The 11192-nt window shown below is 74.3% G+C and carries 11 protein-coding genes; 4 read left to right on the forward strand and 7 right to left on the reverse strand.

Annotated elements, in window-relative coordinates; translation table 11 throughout:
- Positions 1-30 precede the first annotated feature (30 nt).
- From IG69_RS0107580 to IG69_RS0107600, 5 genes are read right to left on the reverse strand one after another with little or no spacing between them, the layout of a single operon-like run.
- Entirely contained in the window at positions 31-417 is a 387-nt protein-coding gene (locus tag IG69_RS0107580; RefSeq protein WP_030527559.1) for a TadE family protein, read from the reverse strand.
- 11 nt (positions 418-428) lie between these two features.
- Positions 429-635: a hypothetical protein gene (locus tag IG69_RS0107585; RefSeq protein ID WP_051750339.1), complete on the reverse strand. Its 207-nt coding sequence runs from the start codon at positions 633-635 to the stop codon at positions 429-431.
- Positions 636-654: 19 nt separating this feature from the next.
- Positions 655-1584: a type II secretion system F family protein gene (locus tag IG69_RS0107590; RefSeq protein WP_030527561.1), complete on the reverse strand. Its 930-nt coding sequence runs from the start codon at positions 1582-1584 to the stop codon at positions 655-657.
- Complete coding sequence (locus tag IG69_RS0107595) at positions 1581-2450, reverse strand: type II secretion system F family protein (RefSeq protein ID WP_030527562.1); 870 nt, start codon at positions 2448-2450, stop codon at positions 1581-1583. The genes IG69_RS0107590 and IG69_RS0107595 overlap by 4 nt, the downstream gene beginning before the upstream one ends.
- Positions 2447-3676 (reverse strand): TadA family conjugal transfer-associated ATPase, encoded by a 1230-nt coding sequence (locus IG69_RS0107600; RefSeq protein ID WP_030527563.1) that lies wholly within the window; start codon positions 3674-3676, stop codon positions 2447-2449. The genes IG69_RS0107595 and IG69_RS0107600 overlap by 4 nt, the downstream gene beginning before the upstream one ends.
- A 148-nt stretch (positions 3677-3824) precedes the next feature.
- Here IG69_RS0107600 and IG69_RS0107605 point away from each other — a divergent pair, with 148 nt between their 5' ends.
- The 3 genes from IG69_RS0107605 to IG69_RS0107615 all read left to right on the forward strand — a co-directional run bounded on the left by IG69_RS0107605 (position 3825) and on the right by IG69_RS0107615 (position 8593).
- Positions 3825-7886 (forward strand): FtsK/SpoIIIE domain-containing protein, encoded by a 4062-nt coding sequence (locus IG69_RS0107605; RefSeq protein ID WP_030527564.1) that lies wholly within the window; start codon positions 3825-3827, stop codon positions 7884-7886.
- Between the two features lie 115 nt (positions 7887-8001).
- A complete protein-coding gene (locus IG69_RS0107610) occupies positions 8002-8283 on the forward strand; it encodes a type II toxin-antitoxin system RelE/ParE family toxin (RefSeq protein WP_030527565.1) in 282 nt (93 codons plus the stop codon).
- A gap of 16 nt (positions 8284-8299) precedes the next feature.
- Complete coding sequence (locus IG69_RS0107615) at positions 8300-8593, forward strand: HigA family addiction module antitoxin (protein WP_030527566.1); 294 nt, start codon at positions 8300-8302, stop codon at positions 8591-8593.
- A gap of 98 nt (positions 8594-8691) precedes the next feature.
- Here IG69_RS0107615 and IG69_RS0107620 read toward each other — a convergent pair whose 3' ends face one another.
- Entirely contained in the window at positions 8692-9105 is a 414-nt protein-coding gene (locus IG69_RS0107620; protein WP_051750340.1) for a hypothetical protein, read from the reverse strand.
- Positions 9106-9403: 298 nt separating this feature from the next.
- On the opposite strand from IG69_RS0107620, the gene IG69_RS0107625 reads away from it, so the two are divergent.
- Entirely contained in the window at positions 9404-9652 is a 249-nt protein-coding gene (locus IG69_RS0107625; protein ID WP_030527568.1) for a WhiB family transcriptional regulator, read from the forward strand.
- 48 nt (positions 9653-9700) lie between these two features.
- Here IG69_RS0107625 and IG69_RS0107635 read toward each other — a convergent pair whose 3' ends face one another.
- Positions 9701-11182, reverse strand: coding sequence for a sensor histidine kinase (locus IG69_RS0107635; RefSeq protein WP_030527569.1), 1482 nt, complete (start codon positions 11180-11182; stop codon positions 9701-9703).
- Positions 11183-11192 lie beyond the last annotated feature (10 nt).

Genomic DNA, 11192 nt, shown 5'->3' on the forward strand with positions numbered 1-11192 from the left:
GGCTCGCGGTCGCCACGCGACGCGGGCGGCTCACTGGTCCTCCCGGAAGGCACGGCCGACGACGTCGAGGCGGCCCTCCGGCCCGAGCAGGCCGAGCACCGGCAGCGGGGCCACCACCTCGACCTCCACGACGCGCACCCCCGAGACCGTGGACTCGCGTGCGCTCACCGACCGTGCGTACCGCGGGGAGAGCGAGGCACCGACGAGCGAGCGGGTGCGCAGGACGGCCTCTCCGGGGACGGCGTCGGCCCGCGCGCCGGCCCGGGCACCCTCCGACGCGCACGAGATCAGGACGTTGCGGACGTGGAGCACCAACCCGAGCTGGACCAGGGCGAGGAAGATCGTCGTGAGCAGCACGGACACCATCACGAAGTCGACGACGGCTGCTCCGCGCTCCGTCCGGCGGGACCCGCACACGGCGGCGACGGTCAGCCGGTCACCGAGGACAGCGCGCTGCGGAACAGGCTCACGAGCTGCTCCCGCGCGACCGCCCAGAGCACCGTGACGAGACCGGCGGTCATGAGGGTGATGAGCACCCAGCCGGGGACGTCACCGCGTTCGGCGCGGCGTTCGGCCCGGTTCAGCACCCGGAAGGCCACGCCGTGCAGGCGGGCGGCGAGGTGGGTCGTTCTCATGGTCGTCCTCTCTCATCGGTCAGATCGTGAAGCGGAAGAAGCTGTAGCCCGGGAACACGAGGAACAGCACGGTCACGGGCAGGATGAGGAACACGACGGGGACCATCATCGCGATCTCCTTCTTGCCCCCCGCCTCCATGAGCGCGCGGCGTCCTTCCTCCCGGACGTCCTGCGCCTGGGCCCGGAGCACCTCGGCGAGCGGCGTGCCGCGCTGGACCGCGACCACCACCCCGTCGACGAAACGCCGCAGGCTCGGTAGGCCGGTCCGGTCGGCCAGCCCCTGGAGCGCCGTCGGCAGGTTGGCTCCGGCGCGCGCGTCGGCCAGGCAGCGCCGGAGCTCGGCGGCGAGCTCTCCCTGCGAGAGGCGGCAGACCCGCTCGAGGGCGCCCACCGCTCCCTCGCCCGCCCCGACGGCGAGCGCGAGCAGCTCTGCGACGGTGGGAAACTCAGCGAGCATGCGGCGCTCTCGACGGACGGCGCGCACGGTCAGCAGGTAGTCGGCGCCGGTCACCCCGAGCCCGAAGCCGATCCCGGTGAGCAGCACGACGGTGAGCGACGAGCCACCACGCGCGAGCACGAGCAGCGTGCCCGTGGTCGCGGTGACGACCGCGGCCCCGATGCCCCACAGCACCTGTTCGGCACGGAAGCGGTCGACGTCGGCGGTCCAGCCCGCCCTCAGCTGGCGGCTGCGGACCGAGGCCGCACCTCCCAGCACTCGCTCGACACCCCGGCCCAGGTCGCGGAGGACGGGAGCGGCGACCGAGGCCAGCACCCCGCCAGTGACACGGTCGTCGAGAAGCCTCGACGGACGTGGGGTGTCGCGCAGGTAGGGCAGCACCCGGTCCGCGAGCCCACGGCGGCGGTTGCGCGGCAACCGGACCCAGACGAGCAGGAGCCCGATCCCGGCCAGGAGCCCGAGCAGCGCACCGGTGCGCGCGAGGTCGCTCATCGCAGGACCCGCTGGTCCTCGGGCAGCCGCCCGATGCGCATCATGACCCAGTAGGCCACCGCGGTCACCAGAGCACCAGCGGCGAGCACGCCGGCGCCGAGGCTGGTCGCGTACGCCTGCACCGACTCGGGGCGGGTCGACATCATCGCCAGGACGACCCACGGGGCAGCCACCGCGAGCCGGGCAGCGTTGACCGTCCACGACTGCCGCGTCTCGAGCTCTGCGCGCGTGCGGGCGTCCTCGCGGAGGAAGCCGGAGAGCGTGCGCAGCAACCGACCGAGGTCGCTGCCGCCGACCTCGCGGGCGATGCGCAGGCTTTCGACGAGCCGGTCGCCGACGGGGTCGCTCAATCGCTCCTTGAGCCGGTCGAGGCAGTCGGAGAAGCGCCCGGTCAACCGGTAGTCCTCGGCGAAGCGTCGGAACGGCTCGCGCAGCTCCTCCGGACCACGGTCGCCGAGCTGGGCCAGGGCCTCGGGCAGGGCCATCCCGGCGCGGACGGCCGACACGATGTTGTCGACCGCCTCGGGCCAGAGGTCGCGCAGCACCGCACGGCGCCTGCGGGCGCGACGTCGCACCACGAGGAGCGGCAGCGCCCCCGCCATAGATGCGAAGCAGACGGCGATCGGCAGGACTCCGACGACGAACCACCCGAGCGCCAGGACGAGGACGAACGCGACGACGCACGAGCCGAGGAGCGTCCGGACGCCGAGTCCGCGGAACCCCGCCTGCACGACCTCGTCGCGCAGCACCTCGACCGGACCGGCGAGGCGACCTCGGCGGCGCTCGCCCGGCTCGGGCACCCAGCAGCTCCACCACACGAGGAAGGCACCGATGCCGAAGCCCAGCCCCGGGACCAACCCGTTCACGACGAGCCTCGGGCCAGCAGCGCCGCGAGGTCGTGGCCCGCGCGCTCGAATCGGTCCTCGTGGGGCGGGAACCCGTCGGCCCGCACCAGGTCGCCGCCGCGACGCACGAAGAGCTCGGCGATCTCGACGACGTCCTCCTCCGCGCGACCCGGCACCGCGACGATCTCGCGGACGGTGCGCCTCCCGTCGCGCTCCAGGGCGGCGTGCACGACGAGGTCGATGGACGAGGCGACGGTCGGGACGACGAAGCGCGCCGAGACGTTCTCGCCGGCGAGCAGCGGCAGCGTGCACATCTTGGTCACCGCCTCGCGCGCGCTGTTGGCGTGGATCGTGCACATGCCCGGGAGACCCGAGTTCAGCGCGATGAGCAGGTCGAGGCTCTCGGCCTGGCGCACCTCGCCGACGATGATCCGGGAGGGGCGCATGCGCAGCGCCTCCTTGACGAGCCGCCGCAGCGGGACCTCCCCCGTGCCCTCGAGCGACGGCTGGCGGCACTGCATCGCCGCGACGTCCCGGTGCGGGATGCGCAGCTCGAAGACCTCCTCGCACGTGACGACGCGCTCGCGCGCGGGCACCGCCGACGCCAGGCAGTTGAGAAGGGTGGTCTTGCCTGCTTGCGTGCCACCGGACACGAGGATGTTGAGACCGGCCGCGACGGCGGCCTCGAGGAAGCGGGCCGCCTGTCCGGTGAGGCTGCCGAGCCGGACGAGGTCGTCCATCGAGTCGGCCTTGACGACGAACTTGCGGACGTTGACGTACCAGTGCTCGCGGGTGATGTCGGGGATCACCACGTGCAGCCGGCTGCCGTCCGACAGGACGGCGTCGACGAAGGGCGAGCTGAGGTCGACACGACGCCCGGACGACTTCAGCATCCGCTCGACGAGGTCGCGGACCTCGTCGGCGGTGAGGAGCGTGGTCGTCAGCTCCGCGACGCCGTCGCGCGCGACGAACACTCGTGAGGGCTCGTTGACCCAGATCTCCTCCACGTGCGGGTCGTCGAAGTATTGCTGCAGCGGGCCGAAGCCGACAACGCTGTCCCACACCGCTTTCGACGCGGCAGCCAGATCCGGGATGACGGCCATCCCGCCGTGCATGGACCGTTCGTCGTAGTCGCTGACGGCGTCCTGGACGAGACGACGCACGGCGGGCTCGTCACGGAGCGGGTCCAGGTTGGAGCGACGGAGCAGCTCGCGGACCTCCGTCTCCAGCGCACGCACGGCATCCATGTCCGGCCCGACCCCTTTCCCGTGGACCGCCCCCGGTCCGTGCTCTGGGGTACACCCAACACCGAGCGGGCCCGGAGCGCGACCCCCCGACCGGACACCTGTGGAAAACCCTGCGGCCGGGTCGGACGTCGCGTCTAGCGTCCCGGCCATGGAGCTCACCGCCACCGTCCACGTCCCTCGCCGCCACGAGGCGGTCGAGGTCGTGGTCGCGTGGAATGGCGCCGCGACCGCGGACGACCTCCGGCAGGCCCTCGCGGAACACCTGGGCATCCCCGTGCCCGGGCTCCTCCACGAGGGTGAGCGGGTGCCCGTGTCCGCTCCCGTCGGCGCACCACCCCTGCTGCACGGCGTCTCGCTCGTCGTCGCCGAGACCGGGGAAGGATCGACCCCGGGCTCCGGCGGGCGTCCCGCCTGCGCGTCGTCGTCGGCGATGCTCCTGACGACCGTGGGCGGGCCCGACGCCGGCCGGGCGGTGCCGCTGCGGCCTCCCGGCCTCAGCGTCGGTCGTGCCGAGCTCGCCGACCTGCGGCTCGCCGACCCCTCGCTCAGCCGCGTGCACTGCCGCATCGACGCAGACCCCTCGGGCGTCCGGGTCCGGGACGAGGGCTCGACCAACGGAGTGTGGGTCGACGGACGTCCCCTCGACGGTGTGGCCGAGATCGACACCCGCTCGGAGGTGCGGGTCGGCGCGACCACCCTGCGGCTGCGGCGGGCTCCGGCCCCGGGCCCCCCACGGCACCATCCCGGCGACGGGACCGCCCGGGTCCCGGTGGGCATCACGCCCGCCCCCCGTCGGCAGGCCCCGACCCTCACGGCGCCACGCACGCCGACCCCGCCGACCCGTGCCCGACTCCCGTGGGTGGCGGCGCTGGCTCCCCTGCCGATCGTCGTCGGCCTGGCCTTCTTCATCGGCCCCCAGGTTCTCGCGTTCGCGCTGCTCGGTCCGGTCGTCCTCCTGAGCACGGGGGTCGGCGACCGGGTGGGAGGACGGCGGCGGCACCGCCGAGCCCTCGCCGAGCACGCCGAGTCGCTCGCCCGGCACCGGGAGACGGTCACAGCCGCCCTGCAGTCGGAGCGCGCCGTGCTGCTCGCGGACCATCCCGACGCGCACGAGGTGCTGACGACCGCCGTGCACGGTGGTCCGCGCCTGTGGTCGGGAGCGGAGGGACCCGTCCTGCGGCTGGGGCTGGGTCGCGTGGACGCCGGCCTGACGGTGACCGACCCCGAGGGCGCCGAGCACCATCCCCACCTCGACGACGCACCGGTCCGCCTCGACCTCAGCCGCGTCGGCGCGCTGCACGTCCAGGGCCCTGCCCTCGACGGCGCCGCCCTGCTCCGACATCTCGTGGGACAGGTCGTCGTCGCCCACGGCCCCGAGTCGGTCTCGCTGGAGCTCGTGCGCCCGGCGGACCCGGGGGGATGGCGTGTGCTGGACCTGCTCCCCCACCGTCACGGCTCCGGGCGCCGGCTGCTCGTCGTCCCCGACTCCGCCGTGCCGGACGCGGCGCCCCGGATCGCCGGCACGCTCGCCGACGGAGGGCTCTGCCTCTCCGCCGGGCCGGGACCGGCCCCGACCGGCTCCGCCGCCGTGCTGCGGCACGACGGCGGGGGGAGGTACACCCTCACGGGCCCGGGGACCGCGGCCGCGCTGGTCGCGGACGGGACCTCGGAGGGGTGGCTCGACCGCCTCGTCCGCGCCCTGGCCCCCCTGCGCCCGGACGAGCCGGGCCGGGCCCTCCTGCCCGCGGTGGCGCGCAGCAGCGAGCTGCTCGGGCTGGGTACCGACCCGGACGCGGTGCTGCGCCGGTGGGCGACCGCGACGGCGCCGACCGCGACCGTGGGGGTCGACGCAGACGGTCCGTGGAGCCTCGACCTGCACCGGGACGGTCCCCATGTCCTCGTCGGCGGCACGACCGGCTCGGGGAAGTCCGAGCTCCTCCGCACCCTCGTGACCGGCCTCGCGCTGGACTCCTCCCCCGACGACGTCACCCTGCTGCTCGTCGACTTCAAGGGTGGGGCGGCGTTCGGTCCGTGCGTGGACCTGCCCCACGTGGTCGGTCTCGTCACCGACCTCGACAGCCACCTCGTCGACCGGATGCTCGACTCCCTCGCTGCCGAGCTGCGCCGCCGCGAGCAGGTGCTCGCAGACCTCGGGGCCTCCGACATCGACGCCGCCCGGCGGCTGGCCGGCCACGACGCCGCACCGCTGCCCCGTCTTGTCGTCGTCGTCGACGAGGTGCGGGCCCTCGTCGACGCGCACCCCGACGCGGTCGGCTCCCTCGTCCGCCTGGCCGCGCAAGGCCGCTCGCTCGGCATCCACCTCGTCCTCGCGACGCAGCGCCCCACGGGGACGCTGGGGGCCGAGATCCAGGCGAACGTCACCCTGAGGATCGCCTTCCGCGTCCGCGACCGGGCCGACTCGTGCCTGGTCGTCGAGTCGGACGACGCCGCGCTGGTCCCTCCCGACCGTCCCGGCCGTGGTGTGCGTCGGGGCGGCGACGGCGTCCTGCGCCCGTTCCAGGCGGCCCTCGTCGCACCCGCCGACACGCGCCCGCCCCAGGTCCGGGTCCGTGCCGCGGCCGGTGGCCGGGTCCCTGAGCCGGCCCCCCACCCGCCGTCGGCGGCTCCGCAGGGAGAGGATGCCGTGACGGGGCGTGACACCGAGGTCCGTGCGGTCGTCGACCTCGTCCGACGGGCCGCACGTGCCCTGGGCTCGACGCCGCCGCGCCGCCCGTGGATGCCGCCGCTCCCCGCCGTGGCCCCGGCCGCCGAGCACCCGGCCGGCACGGTGGCCCTCGTCGACGAGCCCGACCGCCAGCGACGCTGCGCATGGGTCTGGTCGTCGGGCACCCCGACGTGGCGCGTCGTCGGACCCTCGCGCAGCGGGCGGACAGCCACTCTGCGCGCGCTCGTCCTCGCGGCTGTCGCTGCTCACGACGAGCCGCTCGAGATACACCTCATCGCGCCACCCGGTCTCGGCGAGCTGGCGGCGCTCCCGCAGGTGGGCTCTGTGGTCGACCCGACCGACCCGGTGGGCGTCGACGCACTGCTGTCCCGGCTGGAGCAGTCGTCGGGCTCCGTCCACGGATCGACCACGCTGCTCGTCGTCGACGGGGTCGACCGGCTCGAGGACGACCCCGGCCCGGCCACCTCGGGGCGTGAGCGCGTGCTGCGCCTCGTGCGCGACACGGACGTGCACGCGCTCCTCGCAGGCGGACGGGACCTGCTGCGCCCCACGTGGGCCGCGCTCGGCGGCGAGACGCTCCTCCTGGGTCGGCCCGACGCCCTCGACGCCGCCCTGCTCGGGCTCCCGGCGACGCCGACGCCGTCGGCCGCCCCTCCCGGCCGCGGATGGCGGGCCCCCGACCACCGTGAGGTGCAGGTGCTCCTCGTCGGACCCGACGATGTCGTCGCCGCGGCGGGCGGGTCCGCCGTCACGACTCCGCCGACCCTGCCCTGGACCTACCGGCCCCTGCCGACCCGCGTCGACCGCGCCGATGTCCCGGAGGACCCGGCCGCGCCACCGGACGACGGTCTCCTCGTCGGCCTCGCCGGCCCCCGGGCCGCCGCCTTCTCCTGGCGCCCGGCGGAGCACGGGCGGCTGCTCCTCGTGACCGGGCGCTCCCGCTCCGGACGGACCACCGCCCTACGGGTGCTGGCTCGCTCGAGCGTCGGACGAGGCCGACCGCTCGTGCTCGTCACGGGCCGACCGACGGTGCGCCCGATGCCGTCCCTGGCGGTACCGGAGGGCCCTCCGCCCCCGTGGCCCGTGCTCGGCCCCGACGACGCCGAGCGGCTCGTCGACCTCCGGCGGGCCCATCCGGACCTGCTGGTCCTCGTCGACGACGTCCACCTGCTCGACCACACGGACATGGGCCGCGTCCTCGACGAGATCGCCTCGCTGGTCGAGCGAGACGGCGGCGCACTCGCCGTCTCCTCCCCCTCGCGCGTGCTCGCGGGTCGCCTGCGCGGGCTCGACGTCACCGTGGCCCGGCTGGGCTCGGCCGTGCTCCTCCAGCCGGCCCTCGACGACGCTGCCCTCGTCGGCATCCCCCGCGCGGCCGTCGCACGCGCCACCGGAGGTCCGCCGGGGCGCGGCCTGCTCGTGGTCGACGGCGAGGCCACCCCCCTGCAGGTGCTCGCGGACGGTGCGGACGACCACGAGCCGGCGACCACGGCCGAATCCGGCGCAACTACCACCGCAGCGTGACGTCGATGTCCTCCGCCGTGCCGCGGGAAGAACACGCCGGCGGCCGCGCCGAGCGACCTTCGGAGCCGCTGTTCGGCTCTGGCCAGCGCATAACGCGTGGCGTTATGCTCGTCCAGTGATCAGGTCGTTCGGGAACACCCCCACCGAACGGCTCTGGGCACGACAACACACCAGGACGCTGGATCCCCGCATCGAACGTGTCGCCCTCCGCAAGCTCGTCATGCTCGATGCGGCCGAGGCCCTGGACGACCTCACGGTTCCACCCGGCAACCGGCTGGAAGCGCTCAAGGGCGACCGTACGGGTCAGCAGAGCATCCGCATCAACCAGCAGTGGCGCATCTGCTTCGTGTGGACGCCGGCCGGTCCCGAAGACGTCCAGATCGTCGACGACCACTAGCCCGAAGGAGGCACCTATGGTGACCATCGCGCCCATCCACCCGGGCGAGGTTCTCCTCGAGGAGTTCCTCGCACCCTTGGGAGTCACCCAGCACCGGCTGGCGGTCTCCATCGGCGTCCCCCCGCGGCGGATCAACGAGATCGTGCACGGCAAGCGCCGAATCACCGCGGACACCGCGCTCCGCCTGTCCCGCTACTTCGCCACCACCGACCGATTCTGGCTCAACCTGCAGACCCGCTACGACCTCGAGATCGAGAAGGACCACCTCGGCGACGCGCTCGAGCTCATCCAGCCGCTCCGGAGCGCCTGATCCCGAGCGGTACCCGTCGGCTCAGCAGGCGGGCGGCCACCTCGTCGGTGATGGCGGCGGCCATCCGTCGAGTGGGTCGCCGTCCGCTTGGGACGCCGTCAGGCGGGGTCGTCGAACTCCACGTCCGGCACCCGCGCCAGCAGCGCCGCGCCGAGGGTGGCCAGGGCGAGGCCGAGGACGCCCCAGCCGAGGCCGGTGCGCCCGGCCTGGAGGATGCTCGCACCGACCGGCAGGAGCAGCAGGTCCCAGACGACGGTGGGGGTACGCGGCCAGCGACGCTCGCCGAGCCAGCCCTTGGCGAGCAGCCCGAGGCCGACCGCGCCGAGGAGGATGAGCAGGGCCGACATCACGACCCGGCCGGCGTCGCTGCCCTCCCCGATCGCCAGCTCGTAGACGTAGAACGCGGCGAACCCGAGCAGCGCGAGCGACTGCACGCCGCAGAGCGCGGCGGCGACGCGTCGGGGCCCGGGCGTGGGCGCCGGGGCCGCGTCGAAAGGCGGTTGCGGAGGCACCGCAGCAGCCTAGGCGAGCGCTACGCTCGGGCGTCTCGTGGTCCTACCCCACCCCTCGGGAACACGTGGCCCCCGTCCACCCGTTGAGCCGTGGTGAGCACCGACACCCGGAACGACCGGGGGTATCCCCTAGCCGCGATTGGGTACGTCACGGTAGAGTAACGCCACGGACGTCTGTGCGAAACACGTCCGTCACCGGGCTGCAAGGGCGCATCCCACCGCATGACGAACCCTGCAGCCCACCCCTCACTGCCGGTGCTCGACCGACTTCTGTGACCCCGACCAAGGAGCTCCATCCATGGATTGGCGCGACCGCGCTGCCTGCCTCGACGAGGACCCCGAGCTGTTCTTCCCGATCGGGAACACCGGCCCGGCGATCGCTCAGATCGAGGAGGCCAAGGCTGTCTGCCGTCGCTGCGAGGTCCTCGACACCTGCCTCAAGTGGGCGATCGAGTCCGGCCAGGACGCCGGCGTCTGGGGCGGCATGTCCGAGGACGAGCGCCGCGCCCTCAAGCGCCGGAACGCCCGCGCCCGCCGCGCCGGCTGACGACAGCCCCCACCAGCACCACCGCCTGCGCCCGCCCGGCGCCGCGAGTCAGCGGCCGCCGAGCGGGCGCAGCTTTGCGACGAACTCCACCTTCGTCCCGTGCGGCAGCGTGTTCTCCCAGCGGATGCGCCCGCGCAGGTCCTGGACGAACGAGGTGACGATCTTCGTGCCGAGCCCGGCCATCCCCGGGCGGAAACCCGCGGGCAGGCCGGCGCCGTCGTCGGTGACCGACACGGTCAGCTCGTCCCCGCCGTCGGCCGGCCGACGGTCGACCTTGACGACGATCGACCCGTCGCGGTCCTCGAGCCCGTGCTCGATGGCGTTCTGGACGAGCTCGGAGATGACCATCGCCAACGCGGTCGCGTCCTCGGCGCGCACCCGCCCGAACGAGCCCTCGAAGCGGCTGTCGACGTGGTGCTCGCGCACCGCGACCTCGACGACCGCGCGCAGGCCCCGCAGCGCGATCTCGTCGAACGACACGGTCTCGTCGAAGCCCGACGACAGCGTCTCGTGCACCGTCGCGATGACCGCCACCCGGCGCACCGCCTCGTCGAGCGCCGCCCGCGCGTCCTCCTGGGGCACCCGGCGGGCCTGCAGGCGCAGCAGCGCGGCGACCGTCTGGAGGTTGTTCTTCACCCGGTGGTGGATCTCGCGGATCGTCGCGTCCTTGGTCAGCAGCTCCTGCTCGCGCCGGCGCAGCTCGGAGACGTCGCGCAGGAGGATCATCGCGCCGGTCCGCACCCCGTTCAACGTGAGGGGGATGGCGCGCATCGTCACCGTCGCGCTCGCCGTCTCGACCTCGGTGCGCCAGGACGCGCGGCCCATGACGACGACGGCCAGCGACTCGTCGACCGCCCGCTCCCCCGCCGCGACGAGGTCGGTGACGACCTTGGCGAGCGTCTCGCCCATCACGTCGCCGACGTGGCCCATCCGGTGCACGGCCGAGACCGCGTTGGGGCTGGCGTAGCGCACGACGCCGTCGGGGTCGAGGTGGATGACGCCGTCGCCGACCCGCGGGGCGCCGCGGCGCAGCCCGGTCGGGGCCGACGGCGACGGGAACTCGCCCGTGGCGACCATCCGCAGGATCGAGTCCGCGAGGTCGCGGTAGGTCAGCTCGAGGCGGCTCGGGGTGCGCCCGCCGGTGAGGTTGGTGTGGCGCGTGACAACCGCGATGACCCGCTCGCCGCACAGCACCGGCACGGCGTCCTCGCGGATCGACATGTCCTCGCGGACCGTCGGCACGGGGGCGGCGACGATCCGGCGCTGGCGGGCGGCGTTGTCGAGCATCGCCGCCCGCTGGCGGGTCGAGCCGCGCCCGACGATGTCGTCGTAGAACACCATCGGACCGGTGTTCGGGCGGACGTGCGCGACGGCACGCCAGCCGTCGAGGCCGCCGCGCACCCAGAGGACGAGGTCGGCGAACGACAGGTCGGCGACGAGCTGCCAGTCCCCCGCGAGGAGGTGCAGCCACTCGGACTCCATCGGCTCGAGGTCCGACGTCGTCCGCAGCATCTCGGCGAGCGTGCTCACGCCGCCGAGC

It is taken from the genome of Phycicoccus jejuensis, assembly GCF_000720925.1.
Lineage (GTDB): Bacteria > Actinomycetota > Actinomycetes > Actinomycetales > Dermatophilaceae > Phycicoccus > Phycicoccus jejuensis.